Origin of the sequence: Xanthobacter luteus (genome assembly GCF_040049235.1) — a bacterium.
GTDB lineage: Bacteria > Pseudomonadota > Alphaproteobacteria > Rhizobiales > Xanthobacteraceae > Xanthobacter.
In genome coordinates, this window is sequence record NZ_JBDZDO010000006.1 from 343449 (window position 1) to 363355 (window position 19907).

The window sequence follows — 19907 nt, forward strand, 5'->3', positions numbered from 1 at the left end:
TTCGAGCCCTCGCCTCACCGGAGGTTTCCTTGGCTTCCCCTTCGCTTCCCGCCGCCACCTCGGGCGACGCCGCCCTCGACCGGCGGCTCGACTGGGCGCGCGCTTATGCCGAGGCGGGCGAGGCGGCGGCGGCGGCCGGCATGCTGGCGGACCTCGTCATCGAGGCGCCCCAGTTCGTCGCCGCCTGGTTCCTGCTGGGCGAGACGCTGGAGGCGGCGGGCGATCTCGAAGGGGCGGCCGGGGCATTCGGCGAGGCGCGCGCGCGGGCGGGCGATGACGTGCTGGGGGCGGGGCTGCGCCTTGCCCGGCTCGGCGCCGCGCCGGCCGAAGGCGCCATGTCGGCGGCCTATGTGCGCGCGCTGTTCGACCAATATGCGGGCCGCTTCGACGCGGCGCTGCGCACGCGCCTCGCCTATCGCGGGCCGGAATGCCTCGCCGCGGCGCTGGAGGCCGCCTGCGCCGCCGGCAGCCGGCCGCTGCGCTTTGCCCGTGCGCTCGATCTCGGCTGCGGCACCGGGCTCGCCGCGCCGCTCCTCGCGCCATGGGTGGACCGCCTGGAGGGCGTCGATCTGTCTCCCGCCATGCTGGCGCAGGCGGCCCGGCTCGGCCTTTATGCCGAGCTGCGGGAAGCGGAGATGGGCGCCGACCTCGCGGCGGCCGAAGCCGGCGTCTACGATCTGATCGCCGGCGCGGACGCGCTCTGCTACGTGGCCGAGCTCGGCCAGATCCTTGGCGCCGCGCGGCGCGCGCTGGCGCCGGGCGGCCTCATGGCCGTGACGCTGGAGACCCATGACGGCGCCGGCGTGATCCTGCGCGACACCCTGCGCTTCGCCCATGCCCGCGCGCATCTGGAAGCGGCGGCGCAAGCAGCCGGGCTTGCGGTGGTGGTGCTGGAAGCGGCCTCCACCCGCACCGAGAAAAGCGCGCCCGTCCCCGGCCTCGTGGCTGTTCTGGAAGGATAGCGGCGGCAGGTGCGCCCTCGGCCGCAAGATCGAAAGCCGGCGGCGCCGCTGGGCCACCCTCCCCCCTTGTGGGGGAGGGCAGGGAGGGGGGTGTCGCAGCCTCTCTGTGATCCTGCGGGCAGGTCCTTCACGCCCGGCGCTGCACCCCCCTCCCCAGCCCTCCCCCACAAGGGGGGAGGGGGCGCGTCAGGCGGGGTGGCGGCTATAAGCGGAGGGCGACGGCTCCGGAGCATGGCCGGAGGTCGGCGGCAGGGGCGCAATCGGCCGCAAGGTTGAAAGCACGCGGCGCGCGCCGCTCAGGTCACCGCGAGGCTGAAGGGCTCGCCCTCGAAGGCATCCTTGCCGCGGCCGATGGCGGCGATGGCCGCCACCATGCGCCCGTCGCGCCGCAGGGCCTGGTCGGCCAGCGAAACAATGCGCGCATTGGGGGTGGCGGTGGCGGACGCCTCCCGCAGCCGCATGGCGAGATCCATCTCGTCGCGCTCCGGCATCAGCGCGCACAAGGTGGCGTAGGCCGCGGCGGTGGAGCGCGAGATGCCGGCATAGCAATGGATCACCAACGGCGCCTCGCGCGGCCAGGCGGCGACGAAATCGAACAGCTCGAGCATGTGGCTCTCGTCCGGCGCGATCAGCCCCTCGATCTCCTCGGCGATGTCGTTGATGCCGAGGAACAGATGGTTGGTGGGGTCGACGTTGCACGGCCGCGTGAGCACGGTGCCGCCATTCATCAGCGTGATGACGTGGCGGGCGCCGCAGCGCTCCACCGTCTCCTGGAGCCGGGAAAGGGAGCAGACATGGATCATGGCCTGAGCTCCTCGAACCGTTCGAGGAACCGGGCCTTCGCCCGGTCCGCCGTCCAGGGCGACAAATACCCCTGAAGTGTGGCGGGGTCGAGCCGGAACGGGGCGCCGAAGAAGCGCCGCGCCTCCTCCTCGGCGAAGCCCGCAAGGGTGGTGGCCTCGTGGAAGGCGGCGGCGCGGTCGGCGGATTTGACGATCTTGGTGAGCGCCGCCGGCCAGCGGACCGGCAGCGAGAAGCGGCGCGAGATGGCGGCCAGCAGGCGCGCCTCCACCGCCTTGTAGTCGCCGCCGATCACCGCCTTGAAGGGCGAGATCATGTCGCCGATCACGTATTCCGGCGCGTCGTGCAGCAGCACGCACAGGCGCCAGCGCTGGTCGATGTCGGGGTGGGCCGCGCGGGCGATGCGCTCCACCAGCAGCGCATGCTGGGCCACCGAGAAGATGTGCTCGCCACGGGTCTGCCCGTTCCAGCGGGCGACGCGGGCGAGGCCGTGGGCGATGTCCTCGATCTCCACGTCGAGCGGCGAGGGGTCGAGCAGATCGAGCCGCCGCCCCGACAGCATGCGCTGCCAGGCGCGCGGGGGCGCGGCCGGCCGGGCGCGGGCGGCGGGCACGGGGGGCGCGGGCGCGGCCGGTGCGTTCGCCGCCGGGGTCCCGGCGCCGCCGGCCGCGGGCGCGGCGTCGCCTTCGAGCTTGGTCTGCTTCACGATGCGCCTGTTCCTTCCCGGCTGGTCTCGCCCTGACCGGGAAGGTAGAGCCGCCGACCGCCGCCGCAAGGGTGGCGAGGGGGGCGGGCGGCGGAACTCATATAAAGGTTGCAATATCTGAATATAATCACGCTTTCGTTGCTTTTGCGGAGGCGCCCCTCGGGTTGCGACGGGGGCGCAGCGCGGAGCGGCAAGGCCGGAGCGGGGCGGTGACCGCGGTGGGCGGGGGGATCTTCTGGGCCGCCGCCTCCATGGGGGCGCAGATAGTGCCAGACCGCCGCGCTCGCCCGCCCCGCAGGCGAGATGGAGGCCGTCGAGCAGGTCTCGATCCAGAACAAAGGCGGCATCGTCTTCCGCACCGAGGAGGCGAAGTCCTGAGGCGCATTGCCGCGGACCCGTCGGTCGAGCCGGGCGGTGGATGCGCCGTGTCGCTGGCGGCGCCGCACCAGGTCGCCGATTCATAACGTGCATCTTCATAATGTGCATCGCGATCCCAGTTGTCCGCCCGCCCAGCGATTGCCGCACGCGGATTGGAATCGCAGCAGGCCGCAAAATTCTGTTGCGGGCGGGCGGGCTCCGATTTAAACTTGTGATTGTTCTTTAATTTTGATGCAACCGAATTATACGACCATTTCGAGGGGGTCAATTTGGGACGCAATGCCTCGGTAACTTGGCTCAAACGCGAGAACGCCAGCTTTGGTCGTTCTTTGCCGGATAATTCATTGATCTTGGATGCGGGTTCTGGGAGTCAGCAATATAAGATATTCTTTGAACATTGCCGCTACGAGTCCGCTGATTTCGAGGCCCTCGATAGACCATACGCAAAATCTACTTATGTCTGCGATTTGTCATCCATTCCCGTCGAAGACGGGAGATTCGACGCCATTGTTTTAAATCAGGTTTTGGAGCATCTTCCATATCCGAACGATGTGCTGAAAGAGCTGTTCCGGGTTCTAAAGCCCGGCGGACGCATGATTGCTACGGCTCCATTTTTTTACGAAGAGCATGACCAGCCGTATGATTTTTTTAGATATACGCAGTATGCCTGGCGCAGAATGATGGCTGATGCCGGTTTTGTCATCGAGGATTTGCACTGGATGGAAGGGTATCTTTGCACGGTCGCGTACCAGTTGCATCGGGCCTGGAGATACCTGCCCGGTCGGCCATCGGATATTGCACCGGGCATCTTGGGCTGGGTGGCGGCCCCCCTTATTTGGGCATGCGGCCCGATATTCCGTGTATTGGCCCAAATATTTTATCGAATCGATGAGCAGCATAGATATACATCCAAAGGGTTCCCTAAAAACTATGTTTGCATAGTCTCAAAACCAGAATAATGGAGCGATCTCATCGCGATCCTGTTTAAGTTAGACGCGCAGGTCTTTTATTTTAGATCTGACGAATTCGACCTCGACTGTTCGGCAAGCGCCGGCGCCGCGCGCGGCTATTGTTCGGCAGTGGCGGCGCGGTGATCGACCGCTCGAAATCCATACGCGGATGGCGGTGTGGCGCTCCCGTGTCGGCTTCTTCCGCCCGATGGAATCAGCTCGCCAGGGAGAGGGAAATCCCCTTCGCCATTGGCGCGTTCGTGGCTAGTCTGCCGGCCGGCGGCCCGCTTTTGCGGCGGGCCCAGCGCGCGCGCCCTCAGGGCGTCCCGGAGGCCTGCAGGTCGGGAGCCTGAAGATGAGCGACGCCGTCCGCCCCACCCTCGCCGCCAGCGCGGCGGTATTCCGCGACGGCCGGGTGCTCCTCGCCCGCCGCGGCGCCCATCCCGGCGCCGGCCTGTGGAGCCTGCCGGGCGGGCGCGTCGAGCCGGGCGAGACGCTGGCCGAGGCGGCGCGCCGCGAAGTGTGGGAAGAGGTGCGCGTGGAGGCGGACATTCTCGCGCTCGCCACCGCGCTCGACGTGATCATCCGCGACCGCGACGGGGTGCTCAAGGCGCATTTCGTGGTCGCCGCCCACGCCGCCCTCTGGCGCGCCGGCGAGCCGCAGACCGGCCCGGAAGCCGCCGAGGTGGGCTGGTTCGCGCCCGCGGACGTGGCCGCTCTTGCCACCACCAGCGGCCTCGCGCCGGTGGTGGACGCGGCGGCGCGCCTCCTCGCTTGCCGCGCCGGCGCAACGCCCACCTCCGCCTGACCCCTTGACCGCCACGCCCCGGCAGCGCACCTGAGAGCCATGCGCCCGCGCCTCTTCCGCCTTCCCGTCGTCGCCCTCCTCGCCCTCGCATGGCTCGGCGGCGCCCCCGCTTTTGCGGCCGGTCCGTCGGAAGGCGCGGCGCCGCCCTATGACGAGGACTTCATGCGCCTCGCCGAGATCCTCGGGGCGCTGCACTATCTGCGCCCGCTCTGCGGCGTCGAGGGCGAGGCCCAGCGCTGGCGCGCCGAGATGCAGGCGCTCATCGATGCCGAGCAGCCCTCCGAGGAGCGGCGCGGGCAGATGATCGCCAGCTTCAACCGGGGCTATTCCAGCTACGCCCAGGTCTACCGCGCCTGCACCGCCTCCGCTCGCTTTGCGGTTTCCCGCCAGCTGGAGGAGGCGGGCAAGCTCGCCCACGACATCGTCGTGCGCTACGGCGGTAACTAAGGGGGTGTTTTCCCGGCGATGTTAACCTTTCGGTCAGAACTGGGATACCTTGGGGGCAGAACGTGCTAAACGTAGCTGGTCGCCGCTCGCGGCGCGGAGAAACGCCCTTGTCCACCCTGCCCCATTCCCAGATCGACATTCCCGAAGCCGGCGAGGCGGCCGCCGACGACCGTCATGTGGCGCTCAGCTATCTCAACGACGCCTGGGTCGAGGCGGTGCGCGACGGGCTGGACGAGGATTGCCTGGTGCAGGCCGCGCTGTTCGCCGCTCTGCGCAGCCTGGTGGACGCCTATGGCGAGGAGCCGTGCGCGCAGTTCGTGGAGCGGCTCGCCGGCAAGGTGCGTGCCGGCGAATACACCCTGGTCGGCCGCGCTCACTAGCGTGTGATCCAACCGGCGTGTCCAATGCCAATACATTGATATTTAATCATTTATCGCGTTCGGCCGCGTGCACCGGCAATCGGCCGGCGCCCGCTCCCGCGCGCCGGTTCCGCTTGCGTCTCAGTCGGTGCCGGACGTCAGGCGGGCCGCGATCGCGGCCTCCCGCGTGAAGGGACCAGCGCCCGCGGCGCCGATGCGCCGGGCGCGGGCAAGCCCGTGGGTGCCGAAGCGCACCTTGATCGCCTCCTCCACCCACTTCTCCTCCTGCGCGGCGCGCAGCGCCTCGCGCCGGCCGCCCGCGCAAAGGTGCGCGCGGTGGCGGGCGATGGCGTCGTCGAACGCCGCGAGCCCTTCGCCGGTCGAGGCGGATAAACGCAGCACCGGCACCGCCCAGTCCGCGCCGCCCGCGCCCGAGAGCGAGAGCGCGCCGGTGACCTCGGCGGCGGCGCGGCGCGCCACCTCCGCCATGTCCGCCTTGGTGACGACGATGATGTCGGGCAGTTCCATCACGCCCGCCTTCATGAATTGCAGGCTGTCGCCGGACCCCGGCTGGATGCACAGCACCACGGTGTCCGCCACCAACGAGATGTCGGCCTCCGACTGGCCGACGCCCACGGTCTCCACGATCACCAGATCGTAGACCGCGCGCAGCAGCACCACCGCCGCCACCGCATCGTCGGACAGGCCGCCCAGCCGATCGCGCGCCGCCATGGAGCGCACGAACACCAGCCGGTCCTCGGGATCGGTCTGGATGCGGGCGCGGTCTCCCAGGAGCGCGCCGCGGGTGCGGCGCGAGGAGGGATCGACCGCCAGCACCGCGACCGACAGCCCGGCCGCGCGCGCGCGGTGGACCAATGCGTTGGTGAGGGTGGACTTGCCGACGCCGGGCGGCCCGGTCAGGCCGAGCACATGGGCCTTGGCGGCGCGCGCCGCCGTATCGAGCAGCGCCGCGAGCGCGGGCGTGCCGCGCTGGGTCTCCACGGCGGCGAGCGCGCGCGCGACGCCGCGCTTGCCGGCGGTGCGGATGTGATCGAGGTCGGGAACGGGCGGGAGCGGCGCGGACATCGGCGCCACTCTAGCAAAGGCCGCGGCGTAAGGAAAAAGGCGCCGGCTTGCGCCGGCGCCCTCCCATTGATCGGATCCGTGCGGGGGAACGGAACAGATCAATAGCCCGTCATTGGCAACGACTGCGCGAGGCCTTGAGGATCGCGCCATCGGCGCGGTGCAGGTAGCAGCGCCCGTCATTGGCCCAAAAATAATAGCTCTGGGGAGTCTGGGAGCCGATGATGGCGCCCGTGGTGCCGCCGATCAGCGCGCCGGCGACCGCACCGCCGCCGGTTCCCGTGATCGCGCCGCCGATCAGCGCGCCGGCCGTGCCGCCGATGAAGGCGCCGGCGGCGGTGTTGTTCTGCGCCTGCGCCGCAGCGCTCGCAAAGAGCAAAGCCGAGGCGGCGACGATGGCAGTGCGGAAGGTCATCTTGGTTCTCCCCCACGGGCTCCGGCCAGGGCCGGTCCCGCTCGACGAGCAAGTGTCTAGCAGGCCCAACATGAACGCCAGATGAGCGGACCGTTCGGCTTTCCTTCAAGCGCGCAAGGCCTTGGACCGGAGGCCGGGCCCCGGATGCCGCCGTCGGAGGGCTGCGCGCTCGGCCACGATATGGCATAGCTCCCGGCGCGAACGGCGGAGGCGATCCGATGCAACGGGGCGAGGCGGGCCGGCTGGCGGAGGTGTTCGCCGTCTTCCTGAAGCTGGGGCTGACCTCCTTCGGCGGGCCGATCGCCCATCTCGGCTATTTCCGCGAGGAGCTGGTCCAGCGGCGCCGGTGGCTCTCCGACCACGCTTATGCGGACCTCGTGGCGCTGTGCCAGTTCCTGCCCGGACCGGCGTCGAGCCAGGTGGGCATGGGCATCGGCCTGCTGCGCGCCGGGCTGCCCGGACTCTTGGCGGCCTTCCTCGGCTTCACCCTGCCCTCGGCGGTGGCCATGGTGGCCTTCGGCCTCGGCTTCGCCATGCTGGGCGCAGACCTGTCCGGCGGCTGGCTCGCCGGCCTGAAGGCCGCGGCCGCCGCGGTGGTGGCGCAGGCGGTGCTGGGCATGGCCCGCGGCCTCTGCCCCGAGCCGCGCACGCAGACCATCGCCCTGGTCGGCGCCGCGATCGCTCTCGGGCTCGGGGGAATGGCCGGCCAGCTCAGCGCCATCGCCGTCGGCGCGCTCGCCGGGGCGTTCTTCATCCGGGCCGCGGCGCCGCAGGAGGCGACGGAACTTCCGGACCTCGCCGTGTCGCGCGGCCTCGCGACCGTTGCGCTGGCGCTGTTCTTCGTCCTGTTCGCGGTGCTGCCGCTGCTGGCGGCCGGCGCCGAAGGCGCCCTGCGTCTGTTCGACGCCTTCTACCGCGCCGGCGCGCTGGTGTTCGGCGGCGGACACGTGGTGCTGCCGCTGCTCGATGCGGAGACGGTGGCGACCGGCCTCGTCTCCCGCGAGGCGTTCCTCGCCGGCTACGGCGCCGCGCAGGCGGTGCCGGGGCCGCTCTTCACCTTCGCCGGCTTTCTCGGCGCGGTCGCGGAACGGCCGCCTTCGGGGGTCGCCGGCGGCGTCCTGGCGCTCGCCGCCATCTTCCTGCCGTCGGCGCTGCTGGTGGTGGGCGCGCTGCCCTTCTGGGCGCAACTGCGCAGCCTCGGCGCGGCCAGGCGCGTTCTTGCGGGGGTCAATGCCGCCGTGGTGGGGCTCCTCGGCGCCGCCCTGTGGAACCCGGTCCTGCCCGAGGGCGTGACCTCGCCGGCGACCGCCGTGGTGGCGCTGCTCGCTTTCCTCGCGCTCGTGGTGTGGCGCGTGCCGGCCTTCGCCGTGGTCGCGGGCGCCGCCGTCGCGGGCCTGGCGATACCAGGACTGGCGTCGCCGTGAGCCGGCTTGCCGCGGCGCACACCAGCGTGCATCCTGAAGCGAACCATCAGGACAGGCGTAAATGAGCGAACCCAATCCCTTCGGCGGGCGCATCACCCATCTGTCGCCCGAGGAGGTCCGCGCGGGCCTGGAGGACGGCACCATCCTGCTCGTGGACGTGCGCGAGCCCAACGAGATCCAGGCCGAGCGCATTCCCGGCGCCGCCGTCATGCCGCTCAGCGCGTTCGATCCGGGCGCGCTGCCCGACCCCGCCGGACGCCGCCTCGTCTTCTCGTGCCGCTCGGGCCAGCGCTCGCAGCGCGCGGCGGCGATCGCCCAGAGCGTGGGCCTGCCCTACGAGGAGCACATGCGCGGCGGTATCATCGGCTGGCGGCAGTCGGGCTTCGACGTGGACCGCGGCTGACCCTGGCCGGCACTGGCGTGCCCGGCGATGCAGTTGGGGCGGGATATGGTGCAAATATTCATACCCTGCGTGACGCGTGCCGCTTGAAGGTTTCGCGCGCTCGCGCTTGGATGATGGCGGCGTGACAGCCTCCGGCCCGCGGGTCCGGGGCGCCGCCCCGAGAATGGAGCATCATGCCGGTTTCCGTTTCCGGCCGCCTCGCCAGCGACGCCGCCATTGAGGCGGCCGACGAGGTTGCGGCCTATGTGAGTGCCTTCGGCGCGCCGGAGGTGGTGGAGGTCCTTCTTCCCGACACGTCTTGCGTGCTGCGGGGCAAATGGATCCCCGGCCCGGCCATGGGCAAGATCTGGAGCGACGGCGTCGCCATCCCTTTGTCCATTTTCGGCCTCGACGTGTGGGGCTGCGAGGTCGAGGCCACCGGCATCCATCTCGAGACCGGCGACAAGGACGGCCTGTGCTGGCCGGTCGCGGGCACGCTGAAGCCGGTGCCCTGGTCGCCGCGCCCCACCGCGCAGGTGCTGCTCACCATGTACGAGCCCGACGGCACGGCCCGGGGCCGGCCCTGGCTGCTCGACCCGCGCCAGCAGCTCGCCGCCATCGTCGATCGCTTCGCCGCGCGCGGGCTTTCTCCCTGCGTTGCCTTCGAGCTCGAATTCTACCTGCTGAAGGGCGATGCCTCGCCCGGCGCCATGCCCGAGCCGGTGTTCCCCATCACCGGCCAGGCCCGGCAGAACATGTATTCCATGTCCGATCTCGAGGCCTTCGCCGGCGTGCTGCACGACATGCGCTCGGCCTGCTCCCTCCAGGGCCTGCCCGCCGACACCGTGATCTCGGAGGCGGCGCCCGGTCAGTTCGAGGTCAATCTCTACCACCGGGTGGATGCGCTCGCGGCGGCGGACGACGCCATCCTGCTGCGCCGCCTGATCGACGGCGTGGCGCGGCGCCACGGCCTGCGCGCCACCTTCATGGCCAAGCCTCTCACCGACTTCGCCGGCAACGGCATGCACGTGCATGTGAGCCTGATGGACCAGGCGGGGGACAATCTGTTCGCCCGGCCGGGCGGGGAGGGCGAGCGGGCGCTGCGCCACGCCGCCGCCGGCCTGCTCTCCACCATGGCCGACTGCACGCTGCTGTTCGTGCCGAGCTTCAACGGCTACCGCCGCCTGGTGCCGGGCAGCTATGCGCCCACCGCCATCACCTGGGGCTACGACAACCGCTCGGTGGCGGTGCGGGTGCCCAACGGCCCGCCCAAGGCGCGGCGCCTGGAGCACCGCATCGCCGGGGCCGAGGCCCATCCCCATCTGGTGCTCGCCGCCATCCTCGCCGGCATGCTGGAGGGGCTGGAGGCCGGCATCGAGCCGCCCGCGCCGCTGGTGGGCAACGGCTACGAGAACGACGCCGAGGCGCTGTCCCCGTCGATGGCCGAGGCGGTGGCGCGGTTTTCCGCGTCGCCCTTCATCGCCAAGGCTTTCGGCGAGGAGTACCGGCGCGTGTACGGGGTGATGAAGGCGGAGGAGCTCGCCGCCTTCTCCCGCACCATCCTGCCATTGGAGTACGACACCTATCTGTGAGGTCCGCCTTTTCTGTTGAGCCCACTTGCGCGCGGCAATAGCCTTGCCCGCACAAGGCCGTTCCGCAAAGAGGCGGCCGCACCTTCTAAGAGGAGAAGCTGGATGCGTCGCCTAATCGCCGCGGCACTGCTGTGTGCCCCGCTCGCCTTCGCCGGCCCCGTGCTGGCCCAGCAGAAGACGCTGAACGTCTTCAACTGGTCGGACTATATCGACGAGAGCGTGCTCGAGGACTTCACCAAGGAGACCGGCATCAAGGTCCGCTACGACGTCTTCGACAGCAACGAGGTGCTGGAGACGAAGCTGCTCGCGGGCAAGACCGGCTACGACGTGGTGGTGCCGTCGGGCTCGTTCCTGCAGCGTCAGATCAAGGCCGGCATCTTCCTGCCGCTCGACAAGGCGAAGATCCCGAACCTGAAATATGCCTGGCCCGAGGTCACCAAGCGCCTCGCGATCTACGACCCCGGCAATGCGCATGCCGTGAACTACATGTGGGGCACCACCGGTATTGGCTACAATGTCGACAAGGTGAAGGAACGCCTCGGCGACATTCCCATGAACACGTGGGACATCGTCTTCAAGCCGGAGATCCTCTCCAAGCTGAAGGATTGCGGCGTCTACATGCTCGACGGCCCGGAGGAGGTCATCCCCTCGGCCATGAAGTATCTTGGCCTCGACCCGGATTCCAAGAAGCCCGAGGACATCGCCAAGGCCGGCGAACTGCTGATGAAGGTCCGCCCATTCATCAAGAAATTTGACTCCTCGGGCTACATCAATGCTCTGGCGCGCGGCGACATCTGCCTGGCGGTGGGCTGGTCGGGCGACGTGTTCCAGGCGCGCACGCGTGCCAAGGAGGCCGCCGAGAAGACCAAGAAGAAGCCGGTCAACATCGAGTACGTCATCCCGCAGCAGGGCGCGCTGATGTGGTTCGACAATTTCGCCATCCCGAAGGATGCGAAGAACGTCGAGGGCGCGCTCATGTTCATCGACTACATGATGCGTCCCGAGGTGGCGGCGAAGAATTCCAACTACATCTCCTACGCCAACGGCAACCTGGAATCGCAGAAGTTCATCGACAAGGCGATCCTGGACAACCCGGCGATCTATCCCAACAAGGAGGTGATGGACCGCCTGTTCATCGTCACCACCAACGAGCCGGCGGTGCAGCGGGTCATCACCAAGACCTGGAACACCTTCAAGCGCGGCAAGTGACGCTGGGAAGGAGAGTGGCCTCGGGGGCCTAGTCCTCCGAGACCCGTGAGACATCAGGGCCGCCCGGATCACCGGGCGGCCTTTTTGTTTCGGCGATAGCGCCGCACACCCCTCCCCCTTGTGGGGAGGGGCAGGGGGTGGGGGTGTCCCGACGCCTGCCACTTCGAGCGGTCATGCTCCGGCTCGACCGGAGCATCCATGCCCTGCGGCCCGCTACGCCGTGGCGGTCAGTGGGCCCTCCGGTCAAGCCGGAGGGCGACGGGGCGCAAGGTGGCGGTGGCGCGCGCCGCCGCTCAATCCTCCCCGCAAAGGGAAGGGAAGCGACAGCCTCCAAAGGGAAGGGATCTACGTCGCCATCCCGCTGTTCGGTGCCCTCACCGCACCTCGTCCAGGAATGCCCGCACCTCGGCGCCGTCCACGTCCTTGGCCACGAACGCGTCGCCGATGCCGCGCACCAGGATGAAGGTGAGCGCGCCGCGGCTCACCTTCTTGTCCTGGGCGATGAGCGCCATCAGTCCGTCGGTGTCGGGCAGGGCGCCCGGCACGTCGGCGATGCGGGTGGGCAGGCCGACGCTTTGGAGGTGCCGCTCCACCCGCGTCACGTCCTGGCCCGGGCATAGGCCGAGGCGGCGCGAGAAGGCGAAGGCGAGCGCCATGCCGATGGCCACGCCCTCGCCGTGCAGCAGGCGGTCCGAGAAGCCGGCGCCGGCCTCCAGCGCATGGCCGAAGGTGTGGCCGAGATTGAGCAGCGCCCGGTCGCCGGTCTCCTTCTCGTCGCGGGCGACGATGGCGGCCTTGGCCTCGCAGCTCTTGGCGACCGCGAAGATGCGCTCCGGCCCGCCGCCGATCACGCCCGGCCAGTCCTTCTCCAGGGTGTCGAAGAAGGCGGCATCGCCCAGCAGGCCGTATTTCGCCACTTCCGCGTAGCCGGCCCTCACCTCGCGCACCGGCAGGGTGTCGAGGGCGGCGGTGTCGGCCAGCACCAGCACCGGCTGGTGGAAGGCGCCGACGAGATTCTTGCCCTGGGGCGAGTTGATGCCGGTCTTGCCGCCCACCGAGGAATCCACCTGCGCCAGCAGGGTGGTCGGCGCCTGGACCACGTCCACGCCGCGCCGCAGCACCGCGGCGGCGAAGCCCGAAAGATCGCCCACCACGCCGCCGCCGAGCGCCAGCACCAGGTCGCGCCGCTCGATGCGGGCGGCGATGAGCGCCTCCACCACCTGTTCGAGGCCCTTGTAGCCCTTGGTCTTCTCGCCCGGCTCCACCACCACGGCGACGTGCTCGATGCCGGCGCCGGCGAGCGCGGCCTCGACCGTGGCCAGATGGCGTGCGGCGACGTTGGCGTCGGTGACGATGGCGACCCGCGCGCCTGGGCGCAGCGCCTTGACGCGCTCGCCCGCTTCGGCGAGCAGACCGGGGCCGATATGGATGTCGTAGGGCCGTCCCGCGACGTCCACATGCACCGTGCGGCGCGGGACCCCGGCGGGGGCGGCGGGAGAGGCGGCGGTCGCGGGCATGTGGTCAGCCTTCGGCAATGTCTTCAGCTTTGGCAAATGTCTTCAGCCTTGGGACGTCTCGGCGGGCGGCGCGGCGCGGCGGTCGAGATGCCGCGCCACCGCCTCCACCACCTCTTCCACCACCGTGTCGTGCATCACGTCGCGGCTGTCCACCACCACGTCGGCGAGGGCGTAGGTGTCGCCGCGCTGGGCCAGCAGGGCCTGGAGCCGCTCGGCCGGGTCGCCCTGGGCCAGCAGCGGTCGGTCGGTGCGCTTCTTCACGCGCTTCAGCAGCGTCGTCAGGTCGGCGCGCAGCCACACCGAGACCGCGCGCGCGGCGATCGCTACCCGCGTGTCGGGGTTCATGAAGGCGCCGCCGCCGGTGGCCAGCACCAGCGGCCCGGACTGGAGCAGGCGCGCCACCACGCGCTTTTCCCCCTCGCGGAACTCGGCCTCGCCGCGCTGGGCGAAGATGTCGGGAATGCTCATCCCGGCCGCCTTCTCGATCTCCTCGTCCGCGTCCACGAACGCCAGATTGAGGCGCCGGCCGAGGCGCCGGCCCACCGAGGACTTGCCGGCACCCGGCATGCCCACGAGCACGATGGAGCGTCCGGAGAGCCGTCGGGCGAGGTCTTCCGGCGCCATGGGGGCGCGTGCGCGCTCTTCGTCGAGGTTCAAAGACGCCTCCGGCCACGGTTCTCTTTGCGTGCCGCTTGGGTTGGCCCTATCACCGCAGCGCCGAGCCGGCAATGAGGTTGAACACGCGCCCGCCCCGTGGCACGCCTTCCCGGCGCGTTGTGGCATGTGGTGATTCGGCGCGCAGGGGAGTTGGCGGATGCCCACCTTGATCCGCATCATCGTGGTCTTGGCCCTGCTGTTCGGCGCCGGCTACGGCGCCCTGTGGGCGCTCGCCAACTGGGTCGCGCCGCAGGAGCGGGAGATCACGCTCACGGTTCAGCCGGAGCGCATGGAGCGATGACCGCCTCCGGCCCGCTCGCGCTGTTCTTGGACATGCAGGCGGTGGAGCGCGGGGCGAGCGCCAACACGCTTCAGGCCTACCGGCGCGACCTCGAGGATTTCGCCGCCTTCCTCACGGCGACCGGCGGCGGCCTTGCCGATGCCGGCACGGCGCAGATCCGCGCTTATCTCGCCGACCTCTCGGCGCGCGGCTTCGCCACCACCACCGTGGCGCGCCGGCTCTCGGCGGTGCGGCAATTCTACCGGTTCCTGTTCGCCGAAGGCCACCGCGGCGACGATCCCGCCGCCGTGCTGGAAGGGCCCAAGCGCGGGCGCGCTCTGCCCAAGGTGCTGACGGTGGAGGAAGTCACCCGCCTCATCGAGACCGCCCATCGGCTTGCCGCCGAACGCCCGCTCGCGCCCGGCGAGAAGCCGCCGGCCGAGACGCTGCGGCGCCTGCGCGTCGCCGCCATCGTCGAGTTGCTCTATGCCAGCGGGCTGCGGGTGTCGGAGCTCGTGGCGCTGCCTGTGTCCGCGGCGCGGGCCAAGGCGGAGGCCATCATGGTCACCGGCAAGGGCGGCAAGGAGCGCCTCGTGCCGCTCGGCGGCCCCGCCAAGGCCGCCATGGCGGCCCATCTGGAGGCGCGGCGCGCGGCCGGGCTCGACGCCGCCCGCTGGCTGTTCCCGTCCACCTCCGAGAGCGGCCATGTGACACGCCAGCAGGCCGGGCGCGACCTCAAGGACCTCGCGGCGGCGGCGGGGGTGGCCCCCGCCAAGCTCTCGCCCCACGTGCTGCGCCATGCGTTCGCGAGCCACCTGCTCGCCCACGGCGCGGACCTGCGCGTGGTGCAGACCCTGCTCGGCCATGCGGACGTGGCCACCACGCAGATCTATACCCACGTTCTGGACGAGCGCCTGAAGGACATGGTGCGCGACCTGCATCCCCTCTCGGAGGGGTGAGCCGCAAGGATGGGGACTTTTCCCCGGTTCCCCTTTCATCGGCGGAAGCGCCAGCCTATATTCCCTGAGCCGGCGCAAGCCGGATATGGCGATAAATGGTTGTCGGAATAAGCCTTTCGGACCCGGGGGCGGTACCCGGCGCCTCCACCAGAGCGCATTTCCAGCGGGCTTTCGGCCCAAGGTGCGCTCCGGCGGGGGCGAAATAGGATCGACGAGGGTGTAAAGGGCATTCTTTCGCTCGGCATGGTTCCGCCGTCATCGGGCCGACCTATAGTTGCGAATGACAACTATGCTCCGGTTGCTCAGGCCGCGTGAGCGGTTTGAAAGACCAAATAGAAGTCCTACCGGGTAGCTCTGGATAGGCGGGGTTCGGAGGCACCTGGCAACAGAAGCCTCCACTTCCCTTCCGTTCGGCCGGGCGGGGGGTAAGGCAGCCACGGCCCTGCCCGGGTCCGAGCGTGGTGCCCGCGGGCCTCGCGCCGAGCGCGGGGGCCAGCCCCGGCCGGGATCATTCGGTTTCAGCGGGCCCATGACGGTCGATCACATCCGCTACGATCTTCTCGCCCAGGAGGCGCTGCGCTCCGTGGTGCGGCGCGTGCTGTCCGACGCGGCGCGCGACGGCTTGCCGGGCGACCACCATTTCTACGTCTCCTTCGACACCCGCGCGCCGGGCGTCAGGCTCTCCCAGCGCATGCGGGAGAAGTATCCGGAGGAGATGACCATCGTTCTCCAGCACCAATTCTGGGACCTTCTGGTCACCGAGGCCGGCTTCGAGGTCGGGCTCTCGTTCGGCGGCGTGCCGGAGAAGCTGGTGATCCCGTTCTCGGCGCTGAAGGGCTTCTTCGACCCGTCGGTGAAGTTCGGCCTGCAGTTCGAGATCGCCGCCGCCGAGGAGGCGACGGGCGAGGTGCAGGAGGCCCCGCGCACCGCCGATTTTCCTGCATCCACAACGCGTCCCGCGCGCGGGGCGGCGTCCGAGCCGGCGCTCGCCAGCGCCCGGCGCGGGCCGGCGGACAATGCCGAGGAGCCGGCCGCGGCTGCCGCCGAAGGCGCGCCGGAGGCGGCGCCGCGCCCGGCCGGGGCCGAGGTGGTGCAGCTCGACGTGTTCCGCAAGAAGTAGCGTCTCTTCCCGCGCTTCCTCCCGCTCTTCCTCCCCTCTTCTCGGCCCTCCGGCCAGGGTGAGCGTCATCGTGACCTGCGAGACCGATGTGGCCGTCGTCGGGGCCGGGGCTGCGGGCCTTGCGGCCGGGCTGCGGCTCGCCGCTGCTGGGGCTGCCTTCGAGGTCATCGAGGCGGCGGACCATGCAGGCGGCCGCGCCGAGACCGACACCGCGACCCTGGGCGTGCCGGTCGACCTCGGCTGCCACTGGCTCCACGACGCGCGCGCCAATCCCTTCGCGGAGATCGCGCGCCGGCTCGGCTTCGCCCTCGGCCGCGGCGGGCGCGACCGCACCCGCCGGCTCCATCTGGGCACCCGGTTCGCCACGCCCGCGGAGGCGGGGGCGGCCTGGCGCGAGGTGGACGCGGCGTTCGCGGCGGTGCGGGCGGCGGGCGAAGCGGGGCGCGACGTTCCCGCCGCGGCGGTGCTGCCGCAGGGCGGCCGGTTCGAAACCCTGGCGCGCCACTGGCTCGCCTTCATGTCGGCGTCGGACCCCGAGGGCATCTCCACCCGCGACTATGCCCTCTACCGCGACAGCCCGGACAATTGGGCGGTGCTCGGCGGCTTCGGCGCGCTGGTGCTGGCGAACGCGGCCCATGTGCCGGTGACGCTCTCCTGCCCGGTGACGCGGATCGACCGCTCGGGCCCGCGCCTCGCTCTGGAGACGGCGCGCGGCACGCTGTCCTGCCGCGCCGCCGTGGTGGCGGTGCCGACCGCGGTGATCACGCGCGGACGGCTCGGCTTTTTCCCCGCTCTGCCGCATGATCTTCAGGACGCCTTCGCCGCTCTCCCCCTCGGCGTGGTGGAGAAGGTGGTGCTCGGCTTCGACCGGGACGTGTTCGGCCTGCCCGAGCGCAGCTTTCTCGATGCGTTCCGCGAGGGTGCGCCGGAAGAGGGGGCGGTCTCGGCCCTGATCCGTCCCGACGGGGCGGACGGGGCGGTGGTTCACGTGGCGGGCGGCATCGCCGCCCGGCTGATGGAGGAGGGGGAGGCGGCGATGGTGCAGCACGCGCTCGATGCCATGGCGGCGGTGTTCGGCACGGCGCTGAAGTCCCGTGTGCGGGCCGCCCGCGCCTCGCGCTGGGCGAAGATGGACTATGTGGGCGGCGCCTATTCCGGCGCGCTGCCGGGCAAGGCCCACCTGCGGGCGCGGCTCGCCGAACCGCTCGACGGGCGCATCTTCTTCGCCGGCGAGGCGCTGGGCGGGCCGGCTTTCTCCACCGCCCACGGCGCCCACCTTTCCGGCCTGCGGGCGGCGGAGGCGGCGCTCGCCAGCATCGGAGCCGGACGATGAGGCCGCTGGCGCTCGTGGTCGCGGTGGCGGAGAACGGCGTCATCGGCCGCGACGGAGGCCTGCCGTGGCGGCTGCCGTCCGACCTCAAGCATTTCCGCGCGCTCACCTGGGGCAAGCCCATCGTCATGGGCCGGCGCACTTTCCTGTCGATCGGCAAGCCGCTGCCCGGGCGCACCTCGGTGGTGGTGAGCGCGGACCCGGCTTTTGAGGTGCCCGAAAGCGTGCTGAAGGGCCGCGACCTCGCCGCGGCGCTGGCGCTCGCGGACGAGGCCGCCGCGGCCATGGGGGCGGACGAGATCGCCATCATCGGCGGCCACCGCCTGTTCGCCGAGACTTTGCCGCTGGCGAAGACCCTGCACCTCACCGAGGTCCACGGCCGGCCCGAGGGCGACGTGCTGTTCCCGCCGGTCGAGACCGCCGACTGGCGCGAGGTGGCGCGCGAGGGCCCGATGCAGGGGCCGAAGGACGACATGGCCTTCAGCTACGTGACGCTGGAGCGCCGGCGGGCGTGAGATCCTGACCGCAGGAATACGGAGAGGCCGGCGACACCCCCCACCCTGCCCTCCCCCGCAAGGGGGGGAGGGAGGCCAGCGGCGCTGCCTGCTTTCGATCTTGCCCCGCCCGCTTGTGCCGCCGACCTCCGCCCGCCCTGCCGGAGCCGCCGACTTCCGCCTTTACCGGAGGCCCCGCCAAACGCGCCCCCTCCCCCCTTGTGGGGGAGGGCCGGGGAGGGGGGTGCAGCGCCGGGCGTGAAAGTCCTGCCGGCAGCGAGAACGCAGAAGTCCTTACCCCCCACCCCACCCTCCCCCGCAAGGGGGGAGGGTGGGCAAGCGGCACCGCCTGCTTTCAATTTTGCCGCCGCCCGCTTGTGCCGCCGGCCTCGGGCTGGGCCGGACGCTGCAGGGCTTGTCCCGCCGAACCTCAGATCGTCTTCTCCGGCCAGCGGCAGAGATCGGCGATGAGGCAGCGCCGGCATTCCGGCTGGCGCGCCTTGCAGATGTAGCGCCCGTGCAGGATCAGCCAGTGGTGGGCGTGCAGCTTGAAGCGCGCGGGAATGCGCGCCTCCAGGCCCTCCTCCACCGCGAGCGGCGTCGCCCCCGGCGCGAGCCCGGTGCGGTTCGCCACCCGGAACAGGTGCGTGTCCACGGCGATGGTGGGTTCGCCGAAGGCGATGTTCAGCACCACGTTGGCGGTCTTGCGGCCGACGCCGGGCAGCGCCTCCAGCGCCGCGCGATCGCGCGGCACCCGGCCCCCGTGGCGTGCGAGGAGGCGGCGGGAGAGCTCCACCACGTTCTTCGCCTTGCCCTTGTAGAGGCCCAGCGTGCGGATGTGCCGCGCGACCCCCTCCTCGCCCAAGGCAACCATGGCGGCGGGGGTGGCGGCGGCCGCGAACAGGCCGCGCGTCGCCTTGTTCACACCGGCGTCGGTGGCCTGGGCGGAGAGCACCACCGCCACCAGCAGGGTGAACGGGTCTTCATGCTCCAATTCGCCCTTGGGCTCGGGATCGACCGCCGCGAAGCGGGTGAAGGCCTCGACGATCTCCGCATGGCTCCAGGCGGCGAGGGTGCGACCGTGCGCCGCAGCCGCCGCATTGGCCACCGCGCGGCGGCGCGCCGGGGCCGGTGCGGCCGGAACCGGCGCCGCGGCCGGCGCGACCAGCTTGGCGCGGCGCGGCGCGCCGGCGGCGGCCTTGCCTATGGCGGCCTTGCCGGGGGGAGCCTTGGAGGATGGATTCCCGGCGGGGGCGGCCGGCTTTGAGGCCTTTGCCGGGCCGGCGCCGCCGGCACCCGGCTTCGCCGTTCCGGCGCGCGCCGGCAGGTCTGCCGCCGGCGCGGCTGTTGGGCGGGCGGACTTGAGGCCGGGCGGGGAGGGGGGCGCTTTGGGCTTCTGCGGCATTTTTCCCGTATACTGAGCGCCCATGAACGATGCCAGCGACAGCGAAGCCGCAGACCCCGCCAGAGACGGGCGCGTCCAGGATGCGCGCGCCCAGATGGAGGGCGCAACGGCCGTCGTGCTCGACGATCCCGAGATCTATGCCGTCACGCTGGCGCCGCACCGCTCGCTGTCGCAGCGCGGCTTCCTCATCGTCATGGTGGCGATCGGCCTCGTGAGCTTCGTCTCGGGCCTCGCCTTCCTCGCCATGGGGGCATGGCCGATCTTCGGCTTCTTCGGCCTCGACGTGCTCATCATCTACGTGGCCTTCCGCGCCAATTTCCGCTCCGCCGGGGCGCGCGAGCACATCCGCGTCACTTCGAGCCTGATCGAGGTGCGCCGCGTGCCGGTGAAGGGGCGCGAGCGCACGATCCGTCTCAATCCGTTCTGGACCCGCGTCTGGCGCGAGGACGACGAGGATCACGGCACGCTGGACGTGGCGCTGGTGAGCGGGCGCGAGACCGTGCCCGTGGGCCGCTTCCTCGGCCCGGTGCAGAAGGCGGCGCTGGCGGACGACCTTTCCGCCGCGCTGCTGGCGGTGAAGCGCGGCGTCACGCGCTCCACCTTCTGACGGCGCGAGCGGCCGGCGCGGC

Annotated in this window: 22 protein-coding genes and 1 other RNA gene; 16 read left to right on the top strand and 7 right to left on the bottom strand. The window is 70.9% G+C overall.

Going from position 1 to position 19907, the window contains the following annotated elements:
* Positions 1-29: 29 nt before the first annotated feature.
* The gene (locus ABLE88_RS19030) at positions 30-962 is read left to right on the top strand and encodes a class I SAM-dependent DNA methyltransferase (protein ID WP_510182914.1); all 933 of its coding nucleotides are present in this window, start codon (positions 30-32) and stop codon (positions 960-962) included.
* A 296-nt stretch (positions 963-1258) separates the two neighbouring features.
* Here ABLE88_RS19030 and ABLE88_RS19035 read toward each other — a convergent pair whose 3' ends face one another.
* Both ABLE88_RS19035 and ABLE88_RS19040 read right to left on the bottom strand, forming a co-directional pair.
* The gene (locus tag ABLE88_RS19035) at positions 1259-1765 is read right to left on the bottom strand and encodes a tyrosine phosphatase family protein (RefSeq protein WP_348833273.1); all 507 of its coding nucleotides are present in this window, start codon (positions 1763-1765) and stop codon (positions 1259-1261) included.
* On the bottom strand, positions 1762-2325 hold the full coding sequence (locus ABLE88_RS19040) for a YfbR-like 5'-deoxynucleotidase (protein WP_348833375.1): 564 nt from the start codon (positions 2323-2325) through the stop codon (positions 1762-1764). Before ABLE88_RS19040 ends, ABLE88_RS19035 begins: the two co-directional genes overlap by 4 nt.
* Before the next feature lie 737 nt (positions 2326-3062).
* Between ABLE88_RS19040 and ABLE88_RS19045 the strand changes: the two genes are divergently transcribed.
* From ABLE88_RS19045 to ABLE88_RS19060, 4 genes are all read left to right on the top strand, one after another.
* On the top strand, positions 3063-3806 hold the full coding sequence (locus ABLE88_RS19045) for a class I SAM-dependent methyltransferase (RefSeq protein ID WP_348833274.1): 744 nt from the start codon (positions 3063-3065) through the stop codon (positions 3804-3806).
* Positions 3807-4152: 346 nt separating this feature from the next.
* A complete protein-coding gene (locus ABLE88_RS19050; protein ID WP_348833275.1) occupies positions 4153-4605 on the top strand; it encodes an NUDIX hydrolase in 453 nt (150 codons plus the stop codon).
* Between the two features lie 39 nt (positions 4606-4644).
* Positions 4645-5052 carry a TIGR02301 family protein gene (locus tag ABLE88_RS19055; RefSeq protein ID WP_348833276.1) on the top strand — a complete coding sequence of 136 codons (408 nt, stop codon included), beginning with the start codon at positions 4645-4647 and terminating at the stop codon, positions 5050-5052.
* Between the two features lie 107 nt (positions 5053-5159).
* A complete protein-coding gene (locus tag ABLE88_RS19060) occupies positions 5160-5432 on the top strand; it encodes a hypothetical protein (protein WP_348833277.1) in 273 nt (90 codons plus the stop codon).
* A gap of 120 nt (positions 5433-5552) precedes the next feature.
* Here ABLE88_RS19060 and ABLE88_RS19065 read toward each other — a convergent pair whose 3' ends face one another.
* Together ABLE88_RS19065 and ABLE88_RS19070 are read right to left on the bottom strand one after the other, a co-directional pair.
* Complete coding sequence (locus ABLE88_RS19065; protein WP_348833278.1) at positions 5553-6497, bottom strand: ArgK/MeaB family GTPase; 945 nt, start codon at positions 6495-6497, stop codon at positions 5553-5555.
* Positions 6498-6606: 109 nt separating this feature from the next.
* Positions 6607-6909: a YMGG-like glycine zipper-containing protein gene (locus tag ABLE88_RS19070; RefSeq protein ID WP_348833280.1), complete on the bottom strand. Its 303-nt coding sequence runs from the start codon at positions 6907-6909 to the stop codon at positions 6607-6609.
* Positions 6910-7127: 218 nt separating this feature from the next.
* On the opposite strand from ABLE88_RS19070, the gene chrA reads away from it, so the two are divergent.
* The 4 genes from chrA to ABLE88_RS19090 all read left to right on the top strand — a co-directional run bounded on the left by chrA (position 7128) and on the right by ABLE88_RS19090 (position 11516).
* Positions 7128-8333 carry a chromate efflux transporter gene (gene chrA / locus ABLE88_RS19075; RefSeq protein ID WP_348833281.1) on the top strand — a complete coding sequence of 402 codons (1206 nt, stop codon included), beginning with the start codon at positions 7128-7130 and terminating at the stop codon, positions 8331-8333.
* 61 nt (positions 8334-8394) lie between these two features.
* On the top strand, positions 8395-8736 hold the full coding sequence (locus ABLE88_RS19080) for a rhodanese-like domain-containing protein (protein ID WP_348833282.1): 342 nt from the start codon (positions 8395-8397) through the stop codon (positions 8734-8736).
* 173 nt (positions 8737-8909) lie between these two features.
* Positions 8910-10307, top strand: a complete 1398-nt coding sequence (locus tag ABLE88_RS19085; RefSeq protein ID WP_348833283.1) for a glutamine synthetase family protein — start codon at positions 8910-8912, stop codon at positions 10305-10307.
* A 102-nt stretch (positions 10308-10409) separates the two neighbouring features.
* Entirely contained in the window at positions 10410-11516 is a 1107-nt protein-coding gene (locus tag ABLE88_RS19090) for a polyamine ABC transporter substrate-binding protein (RefSeq protein WP_348833285.1), read from the top strand.
* Positions 11517-11890: 374 nt separating this feature from the next.
* Here ABLE88_RS19090 and aroB read toward each other — a convergent pair whose 3' ends face one another.
* Entirely contained in the window at positions 11891-13033 is a 1143-nt protein-coding gene (gene aroB, locus ABLE88_RS19095; RefSeq protein WP_348833286.1) for a 3-dehydroquinate synthase, read from the bottom strand.
* Between the two features lie 42 nt (positions 13034-13075).
* Positions 13076-13657 carry a shikimate kinase gene (locus tag ABLE88_RS19100; protein ID WP_348833376.1) on the bottom strand — a complete coding sequence of 194 codons (582 nt, stop codon included), beginning with the start codon at positions 13655-13657 and terminating at the stop codon, positions 13076-13078.
* Positions 13658-13847: 190 nt separating this feature from the next.
* Between ABLE88_RS19100 and ABLE88_RS19105 the strand changes: the two genes are divergently transcribed.
* The 6 genes from ABLE88_RS19105 to ABLE88_RS19130 all read left to right on the top strand — a co-directional run bounded on the left by ABLE88_RS19105 (position 13848) and on the right by ABLE88_RS19130 (position 17894).
* Positions 13848-13991 (top strand): hypothetical protein, encoded by a 144-nt coding sequence (locus ABLE88_RS19105; RefSeq protein ID WP_348833287.1) that lies wholly within the window; start codon positions 13848-13850, stop codon positions 13989-13991.
* On the top strand, positions 13988-14929 hold the full coding sequence (locus tag ABLE88_RS19110; protein ID WP_348833289.1) for a site-specific tyrosine recombinase XerD: 942 nt from the start codon (positions 13988-13990) through the stop codon (positions 14927-14929). The genes ABLE88_RS19105 and ABLE88_RS19110 overlap by 4 nt, the downstream gene beginning before the upstream one ends.
* A 29-nt stretch (positions 14930-14958) precedes the next feature.
* Positions 14959-15329, top strand: a transfer-messenger RNA (tmRNA) gene (gene ssrA / locus ABLE88_RS19115).
* A gap of 129 nt (positions 15330-15458) precedes the next feature.
* Entirely contained in the window at positions 15459-16049 is a 591-nt protein-coding gene (locus ABLE88_RS19120) for an SspB family protein (protein WP_348833290.1), read from the top strand.
* 58 nt (positions 16050-16107) lie between these two features.
* A complete protein-coding gene (locus tag ABLE88_RS19125) occupies positions 16108-17382 on the top strand; it encodes a flavin monoamine oxidase family protein (protein ID WP_348833291.1) in 1275 nt (424 codons plus the stop codon).
* Positions 17379-17894, top strand: coding sequence for a dihydrofolate reductase (locus ABLE88_RS19130; protein WP_348833293.1), 516 nt, complete (start codon positions 17379-17381; stop codon positions 17892-17894). The genes ABLE88_RS19125 and ABLE88_RS19130 overlap by 4 nt, the downstream gene beginning before the upstream one ends.
* 409 nt (positions 17895-18303) lie before the next feature.
* Here ABLE88_RS19130 and nth read toward each other — a convergent pair whose 3' ends face one another.
* Positions 18304-19200, bottom strand: a complete 897-nt coding sequence (gene nth / locus ABLE88_RS19135) for an endonuclease III (RefSeq protein WP_510182920.1) — start codon at positions 19198-19200, stop codon at positions 18304-18306.
* A gap of 100 nt (positions 19201-19300) precedes the next feature.
* Here nth and ABLE88_RS19140 point away from each other — a divergent pair, with 100 nt between their 5' ends.
* A complete protein-coding gene (locus tag ABLE88_RS19140; protein WP_348833295.1) occupies positions 19301-19885 on the top strand; it encodes a DUF2244 domain-containing protein in 585 nt (194 codons plus the stop codon).
* Positions 19886-19907: the final 22 nt, after the last annotated feature.